Source organism: Lysobacter sp. DMC104 (assembly GCF_056313665.1).
This window is the reverse complement of sequence record NZ_JBQUZW010000013.1, coordinates 32386-49888: the sequence shown is the minus strand read 5'-3', so window position 1 is coordinate 49888 and position 17503 is coordinate 32386. Positions and strand designations below refer to the sequence as shown.

Sequence of the window (17503 nt, the reverse complement as noted above, 5' to 3'; positions counted from 1 at the left end):
GGCGCCACGGACCGGATGCACCTTCCTGGTACGGGGCACGTGAAAACGTTCGCTACTCCACATCCCGAGGGAAAACTGATCATGAAGAACACCAAAGGCTTCACCCTGATCGAACTGCTGATCGTGGTCGCCATCATCGCCATCCTGGCCGCCATCGCCATCCCGCAGTATCAGGACTACATCTCGCGCACCCGCGCCACCGGCGCCGCCGCCGAGCTCAGCGGCTTCCGCACCGCGGTCAACGTCTGCATCTCCGAGCTGCAGACCAAGGTCGGCTGCACCGCCGGCTCGAACGGCGTGCCCACCATCGCCAGCTTCCAGCTGACCAAGAACGTCACCAAGCTGACCAGCGTCACCGACGGCCAGATCATCGCCACGACCGGTGCCACAGCCTCCAGCGGCGGCGCCGCCCTGACGTGGGACGATTCCCCGAACGTGGGCGCCGGCACCTCGAACATCACCTGGACCAACGCCGGCACCGTCTGCAACCAGACCCGCGGCCTGCGTCCGGGTCAGGGCGACTGCCCGTAAGGTTCTGGCTGTCTGCTGCAGTACGACACAAGGAACCCGGCCCTCGTGCCGGGTTCCTTGTGGAAGAGAAGGATTGAACGAGTGCCGGCAACGGCATTCCAACAAGGGGACATCATGAAGAACACCAAAGGCTTTACCCTGATTGAACTGCTGATCGTGGTCGCGATCATCGCCATCCTGGCCGCCATCGCCATCCCGCAGTACCAGGACTACATCTCCCGTACCCGTGCCACCGGCGCCGCTGCCGAGCTCACCGGCTTCCGCACTGCGGTCAATGTGTGCATTTCCGAAACCCAGACCAAGGTCGGCTGCACCGCTGGTGCGAACGGCGTGCCCACCATTGCCAGCTTCCAGCTGACGAAGAACGTGACCAAGCTGACCAGCGTGACCGATGGCCGGATCATCGCCACCACGGGCGCGACGGCTTCCAGCGGCGGCGCGGCTCTCACGTGGGACAACCAGCCGAACGTTGTCGCGGGTGCGTCCAACATCACCTGGACCAACGGCGGCACGGTCTGCAACCAGACCCGCGGCCTGCGTCCGGGCCAGGGCGACTGCCCGTAATACCTTCAGCGTCTCTTGCAAGCCCAGGAACCCGGCCCCACGGCCGGGTTCTTTTTTGGCGCGATCCACGGACGATCGACGATCGTCCACCCCGGCCTCCCATCGAGCCCGGCATTCCGGGATGTGGCCTGCGTCACATCCGGAGCCTGCCGGCACGGCGTGACCCACCTCATCCTTTCCTCAACAATTGCACTCATCCGCTTGATCGCGCAGGATTCCGGGTGGGGAATGGGATGCAAGCCGCGAACCGGCGCAGTAACCTAGGACGCTGACCCGGGCGACGCTTTCCGACAGGACGACCACTGACGATGAATTCGGCCGCGACCGCCAATCTGATCGGAATCACCGGCATCGCCCGGCGACTGGTGCTGGATGGCGCCCTCGACGAGGCCACCGCCCGCCAGGCGCTCGACACCGCCACCCGCGAGCGCAAGCCGATCGCCGGCTACCTGCGCGAACAGAAGCTGGTCACCCCGTCCCAGCTCGCCGCCGCGAACTCGATCGAGTTCGGCATGCCGCTGTTCGATCCCGCCACCATGGACGCCTCGCAGAGCGCGATCCGGCTGGTGAAGGACGACCTGCTGCAGAAGCATCACGTGCTGCCGCTGTTCAAGCGCGGCGGCCGCCTGTTCGTCGGCGTGTCCGACCCGACCAACACCGCGGCGCTGGACGAGATCAAGTTCCACACCAACCTGGTGGTCGAACCGATCCTCGTCGACGAGGACACGATCCGGCGCACGATGCAGGCGTGGCTGGAGAACAATGATTCGCTCGGGGGGATGGAGGACGCCGAAGGCCTCGACAACCTCGACGTCTCCGGCGGCGACGACGAGGCCGGCGGCAGCGAAGGCGGCGTCGATGCGAAGGGCGACGACACGCCCGTCGTCAAGTTCATCAACAAGATCCTGGTCGATGCGATCCGCCGCGGCGCGTCGGACATCCACTTCGAGCCCTACGAGAACGACTACCGGGTGCGCCTGCGCATCGACGGCATCCTCAAGCAGGTCGCGAAGGCGCCGGTGAAGCTCAACCAGCGCATGGCCGCGCGCCTCAAGGTCATGTCGCAGCTGGACATCGCCGAGAAGCGCGTGCCGCAGGACGGCCGCATCAAGCTCAACCTGTCGAAGACCCGGCAGATCGACTTCCGCGTCAGCACCCTGCCCACGCTGTTCGGCGAGAAGGTGGTGCTGCGTATCCTCGACGGCAGCGCCGCGAAGCTCGGCATCGACAAGCTCGGCTACGAGCCCGATCAGCAGAAACTCTTCCTCGACGCCATCCACAAGCCGTACGGCATGGTGCTGGTCACCGGCCCGACCGGCTCCGGCAAGACCGTGTCGCTGTACACCGCGCTGGGCATCCTCAACGAGGAGGAGCGCAACATCTCCACGGTCGAGGACCCGGTCGAAATCCGCCTGCCCGGCATCAACCAGGTGCAGCAGAACGCCAAGCGCGGCATGACCTTCGCCGCGGCGCTGCGCAGCTTCCTGCGCCAGGACCCGGACGTGATCATGGTCGGCGAAATCCGCGACCTGGAGACCGCCGAGATCGCGGTCAAGGCGGCGCAGACCGGCCACATGGTGCTGTCCACGCTGCACACCAACGACGCGCCGCAGACCATCTCGCGCCTGATGAACATGGGCATCGCGCCGTACAACATCACCTCCTCGGTCAGCCTCGTGATCGCGCAGCGTCTGGCGCGTCGGCTCTGCCCGAACTGCAAGCGCCCGGCGGAGTTGCCGGAGCACGCGCTGCTGGCCGAAGGGTTCACCAGCGACGAAATCCACGAAGGTTTCACCCTGTACGAAGCGGTCGGCTGCGGCGAGTGCACCGGCGGTTACAAGGGGCGTACGGGCATCTACGAGGTCATGCCGATGACCGAGGCCATCCAGGCCATCGTCCTGCAGGGCGGCAACGCCATGCAGATCGGTGAGGTGGCGCGGTCGGTCGGCATCCGCAACCTGCGCCAGTCCGCGCTGCTGAAGGCCCGCAACGGCATCACCAGCCTCGCCGAAATCAACCGCGTCACCAAGGACTAACCCATGGCCGCTTCCCGTTCCGCCGCCAAGACCGCCGCCCCCGAACGCGCCGGCGTCACCCTGCCCATGTACCAGTGGGAGGGCACCGACAAGCGCGGCATCAAGATGAAGGGCGAACAGCAGGCCAAGAACGGCAATCTGCTGCGCGCCGAACTGCGCCGCCAGGGCATCACCCCGACGGTGGTCAAGCCCAAGCCCAAACCGCTGTTCGGCGCCGCGGGCAAGAAGATCACGCCCAAGGACATCGCCATCTTCAGCCGCCAGATCGCGACGATGATGAAGTCCGGCGTGCCGCTGGTGCAGTCGCTGGAGATCATCGCGAACGGCCAGAAGAACGTGCGCATGAAGAACCTGGTCGATTCGCTGCGCGCCGACATCGAGGGCGGCTCGTCGATCTACGAGGCGATGCTCAAGCACCCCGTGCAGTTCGACGAGCTGTACCGCAACCTGGTCAAGGCCGGCGAAACCGCGGGCGTGCTGGAAACCGTGCTTGACACCATCGCGACGTACAAGGAAAACGTCGAAGCGCTGAAGTCGAAGATCAAGAAGGCACTGTTCTATCCGGCGATGGTGATCGCGGTGGCGATCCTGGTCAGCGGCATCATGCTGGTCTACGTGGTGCCGCAGTTCGAGGACGTGTTCAAGGGCTTCGGCGCCGACCTGCCGGCCTTCACCCAGGTCATCGTCGACCTCTCGCGCTTCATGGTCGCGTGGTGGTTCCCGGTATTGCTGACGGTCATCGGCTCGGTTGTCGCCTTCATCTTCTTCTACAAGCGCTCCCTGGCGTTCCAGCATTTCCTGGACAAGGTGGTGCTGCAGATCCCGGTGATCGGGCAGATCATGAACAGCTCGGCGGTCGCGCGCTTCTCGCGCACGCTGGCGACGACCTTCAAGGCCGGCGTGCCGCTGGTCGAAGCGCTGGACAGCGTGGCCGGCGCCACCGGCAACAGTGTCTACTCGAAAGCCACCTACCGCATCCGCGACGACGTCTCGGTCGGCTATCCGGTCAACATGGCGATGAAGCAGGTCAACCTGTTCCCGCACATGGTGGTGCAGATGACCGCGATCGGCGAAGAGGCCGGCGCGCTCGACACCATGCTGTTCAAGGTCGCCGAGTTCTACGAGATGGAAGTCAACAACTCGGTCGACGCGCTGGCCAGCCTGCTCGAACCGATGATCATGATCGTGATCGGCGTGCTGGTGGGCAGCATGGTGGTCGGCATGTACCTGCCGATCTTCAAGCTGGCCGCCGTGGTGGGCTGACGGACACAGGGCATAGACGCACGCGATGGCATTCCTCGACCAGAACCCGGCGCTCGGGTACCCGATCGCCGCCGGCCTCGGGTTGCTCGTCGGCAGCTTCCTGAATGTGGTGATCCTGCGCCTGCCCAAGTGGCTGGACTGGGACTGGCGCCGCCACGCGCGCGAGGAATTGGGCCAGACCGACCTGTACGAGCCGCCGCCGCCGGGCATCGTGGTCGAACCCTCGCATTGCCCGCACTGCGGGCACCGGCTGTCGTGGTACGAGAACATCCCGGTCTTCAGCTGGCTGGCGCTGCGCGGCCGCTGCCGCAGCTGCAAGACGCCGATCTCGATCCAGTACCCCGCGGTCGAACTGCTGACCATGCTGCTGGTGCTGGCCTGCGTGTGGCGCTTCGGCTTCGGCTGGCAGGGCTTCGGCGCGGCACTGGTGAGCTGCTACCTCGTCGCCGGCGCCGGCATCGACCTGCGCACGCAGACGCTGCCCGACCAGATCACGCTGGTGCTGATGTGGCTGGGCCTGATCGCCAGTGTCGACAACCTGTTCGTGCCGGCCAAGGCGGCGATCGCCGGCGCCGTGCTCGGCTATCTCTCGCTGTACTGCGTGCACTGGGTGTTCAAGCAGATCCGCGGCCGCACCGGCATGGGCGAAGGCGACTTCAAGCTGCTGGCGGCGCTGGGCGCGTGGGCGGGCTACAAGGCGCTGCTGCCGATCGTGCTGATTTCCTCGTTCCTCGGCGCGCTGATCGGGTCGCTGTTCCTCGCGATGAAGGGCCGCGACCACGACACGCCGATCCCCTTCGGCCCGTACCTCGCCGTCGCCGGCTGGATCGTGTTCCTTTCGGGCGACACGATCATCGAGGGCTACCTGCACCTCAGCGGGCTCCGCTAGAGCGTGTCATGACCTTTTTCATGCGCCGCGAAGGCCATCCGCGGGTGCGAGCCAAGGCGCGCACCGCCGCCAAGGCTGGCCGCCTTGGCAAGGTGCACAACGCCGGATCGCGCCCGCGGACGGCCTTCCCTTCGGGTTGCGCCCCTGTGGCGGCGATCCTGCGGCCCGCGGCTTGCCTTGGCCACCAGCCAAGGACTGCGCCACGGGACCTTGTCTCGACGCCACAGGCTGCGCAACGCGACGCATGAAAAAGGTCATGACACGCTCTGGCCCGATGGCCGCGTACCGCATCGGCCTGACCGGCGGCATCGCCTCGGGCAAGTCCGCGGTCGCCAGCGCGTTCGAAGCCCTCGGCATCGTCGTCGCCGACGCCGACATCGCCGCGCGCGAAGCCGTCGCACCGGGCAGCGAAGGCCTGGCCGCCGTGGTCGCCGCGTTCGGCGCCGACGTGCTGGCCGCCGACGGCGACCTCGACCGCGCCGCGATGCGCCGCCGCATCTTCGGCGACGAAGACGCCCGCCGCCGGCTCGAAGCCATCGTCCACCCGCGCGTGCGCGAGACGCTCGCCCGCACCTGCGACGCGGCGCCCGGCCCCTACGCCGTCGCCGCAATCCCGCTGCTGGCCGAAGTCGGTGGCCGCGCGGCCTACGCGTGGCTGCACCGCATCCTGGTCGTCGACGTGCCCGTCGACGTGCAGCGCACCCGCCTCCTGGCCCGCGACGGCATCGACGAGGCACTGGCGGACCGCATGATCGCCGCGCAGGCCACGCGCGCGCAGCGGCTGGCCCTCGCCGACGACATCGTCGTCAATACCGGCACGCTCGATCACCTGCGCCAGCACGTGGCGGCGCTGGATGCACGCTACCGGGCGCTCGCGGACGATATGCCGGGCTGAGCGAGGCCATCGACGGAACGATCATGGCCGCCCGCAAGCCATCGATACGTCCTATCCTCCGACATCGACGATCGCCCCGGACCTAGGCCCCGTGCTCCGCAACCTGCATCTCCTGCGCGCCCTCGCCGCGCTCAGCGTCGTCTATTTCCACATCAGCTCGACCGCCGGCCTGAACCTCGCCTGGGACATCGGCAGCCGCGGCGTCGACGTGTTCTTCGTGATCAGCGGTTTCATCATCGCGTATATCGGCTCGAAGCAACCCGGGCACTTCTTCGTCCGCCGCCTGATCCGCATCGTGCCGTTCTACTGGGCCGCGACGCTGGTCGTCTTCACCGCGGCGACCGTGCTGCCGCGCTTCTTCCGCAGCACCGACGCCAGCATCGGCCATCTCGTGCCGTCGCTGCTGTTTTTCCCGCATCTGTCGTCCAGCGGCGAAGTGCAGCCGACGCTGATCCTTGGCTGGTCGCTCAACTTCGAGATGTTCTTCTACGTGGTCTTCGCGCTGGCGCTGCTGCTCTCGACGCGCTGGGCGCCGATCCTGTGCGCAGCCGCGATCGTGATCGTGGTCGCGATCGGCAAACTCGTCGGCCCCGTCTCGACTGCCTTCGACTTCTATGCGCGCACGACCAGCCTCGAATTCTGCTACGGCATCGGCGCGTACTACCTGCTCGCGGCCTGCGAACGACGCAAGGCGATACTGACGCAGAGCACGGCGTTGAAGCTCGCCCTGCCGCTGGCGCTGATCGCGGGCGTCGCGGCAATCGTGCTGTTCGAGCACGTCGCCAAGGACGCTTATCCGCGCTATCTCGCTGGCGGGATCCCCGCGTTCGTGATCGTCGTGTCGGCGCTGCTGCTGGAGCGGATATTCGGCATCGCCTCGCGCAGCCGCCTCGCCTGTCTGCTCGGCGAAGCCTCGTACGTGATCTACCTGATCCACCCGTACATCGTGTTCGGCGTGCTGCGCCTCGCCGTGCCCGATGCGGCGCATCTGTCGATGCCGATGACCATTGCCATCATCGCCGGCCTGCTCGCGCTGACCAGCGGCATCGGCATCGCCCTGCACCTGCTGTTCGAGAAACCGGTGATGGCCTTCCTGCGCGCGAAGCTCACCCCGGATGTGCGGCCGCAGGCGGTCGCCACGGCCTGACGTCGCGAAACCAGTCGCTCACCCCATCGACCTCATCCCATGCCTCGCGGCATCCATAAATCCGACCTGCCGACCAAGACCTGCGCAACCTGCGGCCGCCCGTTCGCATGGAGGAAGAAATGGGAGCGGGATTGGGAGCACGTTCGGTATTGCTCGGATCGGTGTCGGGGGAAAACGATGCGCACGACGCGTGCAGTCGGTGACGCATAGCGTGGACTTCAGCCCACCATTGCGACATATCCGTGGTCGCGAGCAATGATCGAAACGACACAAATTTCTGATCGCCGCAACGGGAATTCAATCGTCATAGCGGTAGGCAGAAGTCCATCCTGCGCTCCGAACTCTCGGTCATGCCACCCCAACCGGCTTCGTAGACGCCAAGCCGCACGTAACGATGAAATGAGGAATAGGGTCAAGTAAACGCGTTCGCGACTAGACCATGTACGCGAGACGCCCGGTTATTTGACGGTATAGCTCTATATAGAATCATCGCCCTGACTGCCCGCCGGAGCAACTACCCAACGACTCATCGAGAGGTCCCAAAGGGGCTCTTAAGATTTCCTGCTTCGTCAACAACCTATTTGCAATCAACCCCTTGACTCCCATCGAGCAGGACCTGACAACACCGTCTTTCATCAGGGCCTTGACCCAGAAGACATCTTGCCTGAATACAACCTCATCAGAAGCTTCGCATGATCTACGCAGAAGTTGTTTTTTTCTCTGGAAAAGCCAGCTGCGAACAACGGTATCTCGACTTGAATTTTCGGTTTCATCATCGCCTTTGATTCCAAAAAAATCATCGGCAGCAGCTGATCTCATACCAACCAATCTTTGCTTGACCTCATCATAATTAGGAGGAGGACGCCCTATCGCCTCCCACGCGCCATCGTAGTTCCCCGGGTTACAAGTGCCTGCCGCGCAAGAGGCAATAGAAAGGGATGAAAAAATTAATACCGCAAGCCTTGATTTCTTCTTCATCGAGGCGCCCCGAAGTTTGCACCACAGCCAAAGCATTTCTTTTCAATGTATTCAGGCCGCTCTTCATTGGCACCCCTGCCCCCCCCCCAGTTCCTTCCGAGGTGATTAGCCTCATGCGCCAATGTAGCGGAAAGACAACATCTGCCAGAAAAGGTTACCGGGCCAATTTCAATGTATGAACTTTGGAATTGGGGAGCATGGCCACAGTAGATTAGCCCAGGGTTGTATACGACCTGCATTGTATTGAGCTTTTCGATGATGTACTGCCTATCGCTTTCCGTCATGTAATAGGGATCTAATCCTTCATAGCATTTACCCATATCGCATTTGCGAATCTTCTCTCTTGCATCCGCAAGAGCAACGACGATCTGAGCCTCACGCTGAGCGTCAAAAAATCCTGATGTGTGCGCCATGCCGTGTGCATCATTGCGAGTCAGCGGATTGCCGCTCGCGTAACCGTACAGGCTGATGCCACCCCTCAACCCAATCGGATCACTCTCCGCATACCGCCCGGTAGCAGCTTCGTAATCCCGAAAATAGTTGTAGTTCAGTCCGCTCGCGCTGTCGTAGCGCTGGCCCGGGAACCGCAGGTCAAACACGAACTGGGTCGCGTCGCCGTCCGGGTCCTGGTTTGGCGCCGTCGTGCCGAAGGCTTCGCCGGCCAGATCCCACTTCCACACCGTCGTGCCGTTGGCGCCACGGGTCGGGTCGATGACCACGCGCGGCGTGCCCAGCGCATCCGGCTGGATGTAGAACACCTTCTGGCTGGCGCCCGCGCCCGTGAACAGGCCGACCGGCAAGTCACCGAACCAGATCGCCTGCTGCACCGGTGCCGTCGCGCCGGCGTTGGCGTAGTTGCCGATCCAGTGGCCGGCCTCGTCGTACATCGTGTACGTGTTGGTCGTACTGAGGTACTTGCGCACCTGCTCGCCGCGGCCGTTGTACACGTAGTTCATCTTGACCGTCGTGCCTTCCTTGTACTGCGTCATCCGGTTGTGGTCGCCATAGACGAAGTTCTGGGTGATCGCACCCGCCGGCACGGACGTGGTATTGCCGTTGAAATCGTAGGCGCGCGTGCTGGTGCCCACCTGGCTCAGGCGATGGCTCGTGGTCGGATAGGTGTAGGTGGTCGTCGTGCCCGACACCGTGGCGCTGGTCCGGTTGCCCGTGCTGTCGTACGCGTATCCCTGCAGCACGGCGCTGGTGCTGCCGTCCTGCGTCTGCGTGAGCCGGTTCAGACCGTCATAGCCGTAGATCCGCTGCGGCGGATCGGACTGATTGCCGTCACGCAGCTTCTTGAGGTTGCCGACCTCGTCGAACTCGTAGCCGAGGCTCAGCCCTCCCGTCGTCGTGTCCTGCACGATGCCCGGCTGGTAGTTCTGGTTGAGCGTGCGATTGAGCAGGCGACCCGTGCTGCTGCCGTAGCGCCACGACGCTGCCGGGCCGAACGGGTAGTAGCTCACGTTCGTCACGAGCACCTGCCGCGTGCTGGTGGATGTCTTGGCGCCGATCTCGGACACGCGACCCTGCGCGTCGTAGACGTAGTCGACGACGGCGCCGTCCGGGTAGATCGTGCTGGTCAGCTGCCCGGCCGCGTTCCAGGTGTAGCGCAGGGTGAAGGCCACAGCATTGGTGGTCTGCACCTTGCGCACGACGTGGCCGAAGCGGTCGTAGCAGTAGACGGTGTCGCCGCTGCCGTCGACGATCTTCGCGAGCCGCCCGGCGGTGAAGGTCTCTCCGGTGAGGCAGGCGGCCTGCGTCATGTCCCAGGTGTAGGTGACGTCGAGCGTGGACGCCGTCGGATAGCTGATGCCGGTGAGCCGGTTCAATACGTCGTAGCTGTAGTTCGCGACCTTGCTGCGCGCATCGGTCTGGCTGGCGCGGTTGCCGGCGCTGTCGTAGGTGTAGGTGGTGGTGCCGGTATCCGGACTGACCAGTTGCTTGAGATCGCTGAAACCGCTGTAAGTGTAGGTCGTATTCAGCAGCTTCGGATCGTTGACCTGCACTAAATTGTCGAGCGCATCGTAGGTGAACTGCGTTTCCGCCGCGATGCCGCTCATGTCGAGCAGCGTACGGCTCAATCGATTGAGGGGGTCATAGTTGTTGTCCGCCACTCGGCTGAGCGCGTCCGTGGTGCGATCGAGATTGCCATTGGCGTCGTAGGTGAACCCGGTATCACGGCTCAGCGCATCAGTCTGCTTCTGCAACTGGCCGAGCGTGTTGTAGGTGCGAGACAGGGTGCGGCGCAAAGTCGCCGTAGGATCCTTCGTCTCTTCCTTCGTGCGCTGACCGGCAGCATTCAACGTATAGGTGATGCTGTTGCCGGCATTGTCGCTAATGCCGGTCAGACGCTGCGCGGCATCGTACGTGTAGCTGGTAAACCCACCATCGGGCTGGGTCACCTTCTTGATCAGTCCGGTAGGCCAATACTCCAAACTCGTGATGAGATCGTCAGTCTCGACGGTATCGTTCGTGCCCCGTACCTTGCGTGCGGTCAGCCAACCCCGCGCGTGGTATTCGAAGTCGGTGACGATGCCATTCACGTCCTTGATCTGCAACGGCCGCCCGCTACCGTCGTATTTCACGGTTTCCGCAATCTGACTGGCGGCATTGGTGACCTTCCACAGATCCCCCTTGCGATAAGGGCATGTGGCCGGCGACGACGCGCAGGTCGTCTCGTCCGACATGCGGTACGTGTAGGTCGTCACATCGTTTACGTCCGTGCGAGGGCCGTTGACCGACGTCAGCAATCCGAGGAGCGGACAGGTGCCCGCGGTGATGTCGGCAGCTTCGCAGTACGTGTAGGTCGTCGTTCGGGTCACGTTCGGCGTGACCGAAGGATCGGTGCGCGTGATGGTCAGCACTTGGCCGCGACTGTTGTAGGTCCAGTTGGTCTTCGTCTTGAGAGCGCCCGTGGAATCCAGGACCCTGCGTTCGTCTGGCTGACGGAACGTCGCATTCCAGTCCGTCTGGGTCGTGCGCTTGTCGCCGTACGTGTCATTCGCTGCTTCGATGCGCTGCGTCTCCAGCCCTCGCACATTGAAATCGCGATCCGTCTGGCTTCCACGGAAATCCATAGACGTGTTCGGATAGCCCGCCGCATCGTATGTCATGGACGCGACGGTGCTGCCGGAGCTCACGCTCAGATTCGACGCATTGATGAACTTCGCGGTCCGCTGGGATTCCTGCCAACCGATGGTCGTGGATTGACCGAGGGCGTCGGTGACCGCGACACCGCCGGGCGCACCATAGGTGATGGACACCTTGTCGGCGTTGCCGGCATGAGTAGACTCGATCGCACGATTGCTGCTGTCGTATGTGAACGATGCGTAGCGTTGCGTGCTTTCGTCCTGAATACCGGTGAGATAGTAAGTACCGGGGGGGGGCGACACGACATAACCGGACTCATTGTAGAAATACTGCTTCGTCGCACCACCGGGATACGTTACCGTCCCGAGCAGTCCACTGCCGGAATCATAAGCGTATGTCGTCGTTGCACCGGACGGATCCGTCATGGTCTGGAGGCGGCTCGACGAGTCATAGGCGAACGTGAGCGAGCGCCCATCGCGCGCAGTAACACTGGAGAGGCGCGAATAGACGTCGTAGCCAAGCGTCTGGTAGTTCCCGTTTGGCCATTCGATCTTGGTGAGATAGCCATCCGTGTTGTAGGTTTCGACCCTATCCTGGTCATCGGTCAGTGACCAGCCGATGTGCGTGGAGCCGCTGAACAGTTTGACGAGTTTGTAGGGAACGTCGCTGTCCGACTTGAAGTTGCCAGCGCCATCGTCATCGAAATAGATGCCGGCACCATCTCCCCTGAATGCCAAGACGGTCTGCGGGGTTGCGTAGGTCAGCGTGGTGATCCGCCGGTCGTACGCGGATCGCCAGCGCGCTCCGAACATCCCGACAGGGCGTTGCACACTGTCTCCGAGATACACCCTCGAAAACGAAAGATCCGAAGATCCACCAGCGGCAAGATCCGTCTCCTGCTGAATCTTTGCGCCGGTGATGATGTCGATGGGATTGCCCTGAAGCAACGGGCAACGCCCGGGACTTGGGCACTTGAAGCCACTCCCTTTGACGCGATCGAAGGTATCGATGCCGTATCCAATATTCCACTGCCGGATCCATTGGAAATTTCCGTCGTGGTAGACATCGACATAAATCGAACCTTGGAATTCCCACGCCTGATCGGGAATCAAAGTCACCCGGACGCAGCGCATCCCTTGCGCATATTGGGCACCGTGATCGGCAATGAAGTTGTTGAGCGCCGTTTGCGTATGGCTTTCGCAACTCTGATAGGCCGACTGCTCGGTTTCCGCAGCATGCGCGAAACCGACAACGCTTCCAATCGAGACCAAAAACAGGAGCACTGGAAGCACCCGAAGGGGCCGGATCAGCATGGAAAAGCGGAACGTGATACCCATCGCACTCCCTCCTTGGAATTCCCGTAATGCAGAGCAAGACCGAACGCACTCTCGACACTTACCGTCGCGCTTTTCGAGCAAAGGAGCATATCAGCGCAAATTTTCACGCTTGATAGCACGGCGCCTCTTGTTTTTCAATCCTTACAGAAAACGATTGCCGAAGAGGAAGACCATCGATCGCGAGGACGCGGCTTATTCATGAAGCCGACTCCTGCCGGTGCTCATCCCCCCCTTCATCACGAACCCCACATGCTCCAGCCGCGTCACGTCCTGCGTCGGATCACCGGGCACGGCGATGAGGTCGGCGAGGCGTCCCGCTTCGAGAACGCCTCGATCGTTTCGACCCAATGCATCGGCGGCGTTGATCGTTGCGCTGCGGATCGCGTCCATCGGCGTCATGCCGTAGCGGACCATCACCGCGAACTGTTTCGCGTTGTCGCCGTGCGGAAAGATGCCGGCGTCGGTGCCGAAGACCATCTTCACGCCGGCGAGGTAGGCGCGGCGGAAGTTCTCGCGCTGGAGATCGCCGATCTCGCGGTCCTTGCGCAGGTTGTCCTCGAGCACACCGTTCTTCCGGCCTTCGCTCTGCGTGTAGTCGGTGTTGTAGATATCCATCGACAGCCAGGCGCCGTACTGCTTCGCGAGGCGGATGCCTTCGTCGTCGATGAGACTGGCATGCTCGATGGTGTCGACGCCGGCGCGGATCGCCTCGCGGATGCCGGCAGCGCCATGCGCATGCGCGGCGACCTTCAGGCCCCACATGTGCGCTTCATCGGCGGCGGCCTTCATTTCGGCATAGGTCATCTGCTGCTGGCCGGGCTCGGTGTTGCGCGAGAACACGCCGCCGGTCGCGCAGATCTTGATCACCTGCGCGCCGTACTTGCGGATCTCGCGAACGGACTTGCGCACCTCGTCCGGCGTGTCGGCGTTGTACGGATTGCGGTCGTGCATCGACGGCGGGAAGTACGTCGAGTCGCAATGGCCGCCCGTTGCGCCGAACGCGATACCGGCGGGCACAATGCGCGGGCCGACGACCTTGCCCGCATCGATCGCCTGCTGCAGACCGACGTCGTTCCAGTCTTCGGAGCCCAGGTTGCGGATCGTGGTGAAGCCGGCGGCCAGCGTGCGCTGCGCCTGCGCCACCGAGATCGCCGACCAGAAGCGATCGTTGAACTGGAGGTAGGTGTAGCCGCTGTACGTCGGATCGCTGTCGATGTGCACGTGCATGTCGATCAGCCCCGGCAGCAGCGTCATGTCGCCGAGGTCGTAGCGGCGCGCACCGGGCACGGTGTCGACGTGGCGACCGCCGGACGCGATCTGCACGATGCGATCGCCTTCGATGCGCACTTCGGCGTGGTCGAGCATGCGGCCGCTGCGCACGTCGAGCAGGCGCGCGGCGGTGACGATGGCGGCATCCTGCGAAGCGGCGGGCGCGTCCTGCGCGGTGGCGAGGCCTGCGGCGACCGCGATGGCCAGGCCGATGAGCGAAACGAACGGACGCGCGTGCAGCATGGATCGATCCCCGGACGAACGGAGCCCCAAGCGTACGCGCGCATCAGCGGACGGTCGAGGGCAGGTCGCCCGCACGCGCGGGCGACCTCACCGGAGATCGGTTACCGCTTGTCCTTGCCAGCCTCGGGCTGCGGTGCCGCAGCGGTCGCGGGTAGCGCAGCCGCATGGCCCTGCTCCGCCGCGAACGCGTTGCGCACGGCATCGACGCCGAACTTGCGCAGGCCGTAGTACTTCAGCACGACACGGATGGGGCGCACGCCCGGATCGCCCGCGAACTGTTCGCTGAGCGCGAGCAGGTGCGCGAATTGCTCGGCCGACCCGGCCTGCACGGCAGACAGCAACTGCGCGGTCAGCACGTAATCGGGGACACCACCGGCAATTCCGAGCTTCGCGTCACCGAGATGTTCGGTCGGTAGTGCGAGGATCAAGGCATGATCGCGGGAGGCGATGGTGCGGTAGGCCTCGAATACCCGAGCCACTGAAGGCGCGGAGGCGGCGAAATCGGGGGTGATCGTCCCGCCATCGAAGAGCGCGAGCATCTCCTCGCGGGTCGTGCCTGCGCCGAGGATGCGGACCACGCGGGTCAGCGCCTGCTGCCACGCCACGGCGTGTGCCTCGGACACCGGCCGACCTGCCACGCGCCGCAGCAGCAATGCATCGGAGAAGGACTGCGCGGGCGGATATGCGCCCAGCCCTCCCATGTCGGGCGTACGCAGCATGGCGTAAAGCGTCCGCGCCGTCGCGACCTTCTGCATCCGGAGATTGCCGCCCGCGTCGATGATCGGCGCAGTGAAGGCGTACGGCTGCTTCCCGACCAGTTCGTCGACCAGCGGCAGGCCCGCGTCCCAGCCCATGGTCACGCCGAGCGCGCTGGCGCTGCGAAAGCGCGCCCTCGGCGCATCAAGCGCGACGGTCGGATAGAAGTCCGAATACGGTGTGGCGCCGATCGCGGTCAGATAGGCGTCGAGCAGCGGCTTGTCGGCGACCAGGCGCATGCGAAGTGCCATCGCATCACCGAGATCCACGCGCGCCAGTTCGTCCTTGACGATGCGCGCCGGGAAACGCGACAGGTCCGGCGCGGGGATCGGACTGCGGCTGGCGACGAGGACGAAATCCCCGGGACCCGCCGCGTAGACCTGGATGTGCGGGAAGCGCGAATTCAACGCAGCAGCCATCGTGCCGAACAGCGGATCGTCGAGTTCGTACGCGTGGATCCACTGCACCAGAACGCCACCGTCGGCGAGATGCTGGTCGAGGAAACGATAGAACTGTTCGGTGAACAGACTGGAGACGCCGCTGACCCACGGATTCGAGGGTTCGGAGACGATGGCGTCGTAGCGCTGGCCGCCGCGGGCGAAGTGCGAGCGCGCATCCTCGAACACCGGGACCATGCGCGGGTCGTTGTAGGCGCGACCGACGCGATCGCCGAACTGGCGTGCGGCCTCGAACATCACCGGCTCGATCTCGATTGCCTCCACGCGCTTCGGCACCTTGCTGCCGAGGATCGTGTGCACGGTCAGGCCCGAGCCCCAGCCGATCACCGCGATCTGTTTCGGATCGCGCGCCAGCGTCACCGCCAGCACGCCGGCCGTGGCCATGGTCGGCTCGTCGCCAGTCGGGCGCAGCGAGAGGTTCGCCACGAGGCTGGCGTCGGGCTTGCCGTTGGTGAGAATCGTGCGCATGCCGTCTTCGGTCTGCGCCACGCCGATCGTCGCGGTCTTGCCGTCCTTGAGGAAGATCGCGCGGTCGCCGGAGGTCCAATTGATGCCGCCGGTACGGTACACGCCGGACATCTGGTCGAGCGGATTCACATGCCCATGCGCCACCGCGAACACGATCGCGGCCAGCGAGGCGATGCCGAACGCCGGCACGCGCCAGCTGCGACGCGCGGCCTCGTCGCCCTTGTCGAACGCGAACAGCACGAAGCCGAGCACGATGTCGAGGCCGGCGGCGATGAAGATCGCCGAGTACAGGCCGAGCACCGGAATCAGGAAGTGCGTGGCAGCAAACACGCCGACGATCGCGCCGAGCGTGTTCACCGCGTAGACGCGGCCGATGCTGCGCTCGCCGTGGCCGGTCTCCAGCAGCGCGGTGGTGAACAGCGGCAGGGTCATGCCGGCGAAGAACGCGGCCGGCATCATCACCGCGATCGCGATCGCGGACGACGCCAGCGAGAAGAACACGTAGCCCTGGTCGGTGCGCGCCAGGCCTTGCATGAACCACGCCATCCAGTGGAACGAGTTCGCGAACGCCGGCAGCGACAGCAGCGCGAACACGCCCATGAGGATCTGCGCGCCCGCGGCGACGCGGATCGGATCGGTGATGCGGTCCGCGCGGCGACGCACCCAGCCGCCGCCGAACGCGAGGCCGAGGATGAAGGCCGCCAGCATCAGCTCGAAACTGTGCATCGAGGTACCGAGCGTCTGGTTGAGCGAACGCACCCAGCCGATCTCGTACACGAAGGAGGTCGCACCGGTGATCGCGGCGGCGGCCAGCAGGATGCGCTGCAGCGCCGACGTCCGCTTCGTTTCGGGCAAGGCGTGGCGGGCGGCGGGCAGCTCGGTCTTCTCGCCTTCGGCGGCCTCGCCCTCCTCCAGCTTCGACAGCGCCAGCGCGATCATCGCGGCGACGATGTTGAGCGCGGCGGCAGCGAGGATGGTGCCCGGCAGGCCCACGCGCGGCATGATCACGAACGTGGACGCGAGCGCGCCGAAGCCGGCGCCGATGCTGTTGGCGAAGTACAGGCCGCCGAGCACGCGCATGTCGGCGGCGCGCGTGTTCTGCATGAACGCGCTGCTCATCAGCGGGAAGGTCATGCCCAGCAGGATCGACTGCGGCGCCATCAGCAGCGCGGACGAGATCCACAGATAGGCGTTGGCCGAACCGGCGCCGCCGAGCGCGGGCAGCACGCTGTCGTAGGTGAGGTGCTGGTAGCCGATGAACAGCGGATGGAACACCAGGCCGATCAGGCCGATCAGCAGTTCGACCGCGACGTAGGCGCGCAGGAACGAACGCGTGACCTGCGAGCGCCGGCTCGCCCACCAGGCGCCCAGCGACATGCCGCCCATGAAGATCGCCAGCACCAGCGTCTGCGCGTAGGCGGCATGACCGAGGATGAGGCCGAAGTACTGCGACCAGATCGACTGGTAGATCAGCCCGGCGAACCCGGACACCACGAAGGCGGCCAACGCCCCGCGCTCGAAACGGCGATCGTTCATCGTTTCCCTTTCTCCCCGTGAAGCCCGTCCACCGATGGACGGC

The 17503-nt window shown here is 64.5% G+C and carries 12 protein-coding genes; 8 read left to right on the top strand and 4 right to left on the bottom strand.

The annotated features are described in order from the left end of the window. Positions 1-81 precede the first annotated feature (81 nt). The 8 genes from ACT53R_RS16105 (at position 82) to ACT53R_RS16070 (ending at position 7535) form a co-directional block, all read left to right on the top strand. Positions 82-531, top strand: a complete 450-nt coding sequence (locus ACT53R_RS16105; RefSeq protein ID WP_476172925.1) for a pilin — start codon at positions 82-84, stop codon at positions 529-531. A 114-nt stretch (positions 532-645) separates the two neighbouring features. After that, a complete protein-coding gene (locus ACT53R_RS16100) occupies positions 646-1095 on the top strand; it encodes a pilin (protein ID WP_476172924.1) in 450 nt (149 codons plus the stop codon). 308 nt (positions 1096-1403) lie between these two features. Beyond that, on the top strand, positions 1404-3131 hold the full coding sequence (pilB, locus tag ACT53R_RS16095) for a type IV-A pilus assembly ATPase PilB (RefSeq protein WP_476172923.1): 1728 nt from the start codon (positions 1404-1406) through the stop codon (positions 3129-3131). 3 nt (positions 3132-3134) lie between these two features. Beyond that, positions 3135-4394: a type II secretion system F family protein gene (locus ACT53R_RS16090; protein WP_476172922.1), complete on the top strand. Its 1260-nt coding sequence runs from the start codon at positions 3135-3137 to the stop codon at positions 4392-4394. 25 nt (positions 4395-4419) lie between these two features. Next, positions 4420-5283, top strand: a complete 864-nt coding sequence (locus tag ACT53R_RS16085) for a prepilin peptidase (protein ID WP_476172921.1) — start codon at positions 4420-4422, stop codon at positions 5281-5283. 274 nt (positions 5284-5557) lie between these two features. Beyond that, entirely contained in the window at positions 5558-6178 is a 621-nt protein-coding gene (coaE, locus tag ACT53R_RS16080) for a dephospho-CoA kinase (protein WP_476172993.1), read from the top strand. A gap of 91 nt (positions 6179-6269) precedes the next feature. Then, positions 6270-7325 (top strand): acyltransferase family protein, encoded by a 1056-nt coding sequence (locus tag ACT53R_RS16075; RefSeq protein ID WP_476172920.1) that lies wholly within the window; start codon positions 6270-6272, stop codon positions 7323-7325. 39 nt (positions 7326-7364) lie between these two features. Continuing rightward, positions 7365-7535 carry a DUF2256 domain-containing protein gene (locus tag ACT53R_RS16070; protein ID WP_476172919.1) on the top strand — a complete coding sequence of 57 codons (171 nt, stop codon included), beginning with the start codon at positions 7365-7367 and terminating at the stop codon, positions 7533-7535. Positions 7536-7811: 276 nt separating this feature from the next. Here the strand turns inward: ACT53R_RS16070 and ACT53R_RS16065 are convergent, their stop codons facing one another. The 4 genes from ACT53R_RS16065 to ACT53R_RS16050 all read right to left on the bottom strand — a co-directional run bounded on the left by ACT53R_RS16065 (position 7812) and on the right by ACT53R_RS16050 (position 17460). Continuing rightward, positions 7812-8303, bottom strand: a complete 492-nt coding sequence (locus tag ACT53R_RS16065; RefSeq protein ID WP_476172918.1) for a hypothetical protein — start codon at positions 8301-8303, stop codon at positions 7812-7814. After that, on the bottom strand, positions 8300-12730 hold the full coding sequence (locus ACT53R_RS16060) for an RHS repeat-associated core domain-containing protein (protein ID WP_476172917.1): 4431 nt from the start codon (positions 12728-12730) through the stop codon (positions 8300-8302). Before ACT53R_RS16060 ends, ACT53R_RS16065 begins: the two co-directional genes overlap by 4 nt. Before the next feature lie 192 nt (positions 12731-12922). Next, positions 12923-14242, bottom strand: coding sequence for a Xaa-Pro dipeptidase (locus ACT53R_RS16055; RefSeq protein WP_476172916.1), 1320 nt, complete (start codon positions 14240-14242; stop codon positions 12923-12925). A 101-nt stretch (positions 14243-14343) separates the two neighbouring features. Next, positions 14344-17460, bottom strand: coding sequence for a fused MFS/spermidine synthase (locus tag ACT53R_RS16050; protein ID WP_476172915.1), 3117 nt, complete (start codon positions 17458-17460; stop codon positions 14344-14346). Positions 17461-17503: the final 43 nt, after the last annotated feature.

Coding starts and splice junctions, on each gene's coding strand:
- ACT53R_RS16100 (WP_476172924.1), top strand. CDS start 646: ATGAAGAACACCAAAGGCTTTACCCTGATTGAACTGCTGATCGTGGTC.
- pilB (WP_476172923.1), top strand. CDS start 1,404: ATGAATTCGGCCGCGACCGCCAATCTGATCGGAATCACCGGCATCGCC.
- ACT53R_RS16070 (WP_476172919.1), top strand. CDS start 7,365: ATGCCTCGCGGCATCCATAAATCCGACCTGCCGACCAAGACCTGCGCA.
- ACT53R_RS16065 (WP_476172918.1), bottom strand. CDS start 8,303: ATGAAGAAGAAATCAAGGCTTGCGGTATTAATTTTTTCATCCCTTTCT.
- ACT53R_RS16085 (WP_476172921.1), top strand. CDS start 4,420: ATGGCATTCCTCGACCAGAACCCGGCGCTCGGGTACCCGATCGCCGCC.
- ACT53R_RS16090 (WP_476172922.1), top strand. CDS start 3,135: ATGGCCGCTTCCCGTTCCGCCGCCAAGACCGCCGCCCCCGAACGCGCC.
- ACT53R_RS16105 (WP_476172925.1), top strand. CDS start 82: ATGAAGAACACCAAAGGCTTCACCCTGATCGAACTGCTGATCGTGGTC.
- ACT53R_RS16055 (WP_476172916.1), bottom strand. CDS start 14,242: ATGCTGCACGCGCGTCCGTTCGTTTCGCTCATCGGCCTGGCCATCGCG.
- coaE (WP_476172993.1), top strand. CDS start 5,558: ATGGCCGCGTACCGCATCGGCCTGACCGGCGGCATCGCCTCGGGCAAG.
- ACT53R_RS16060 (WP_476172917.1), bottom strand. CDS start 12,730: ATGGGTATCACGTTCCGCTTTTCCATGCTGATCCGGCCCCTTCGGGTG.
- ACT53R_RS16050 (WP_476172915.1), bottom strand. CDS start 17,460: ATGAACGATCGCCGTTTCGAGCGCGGGGCGTTGGCCGCCTTCGTGGTG.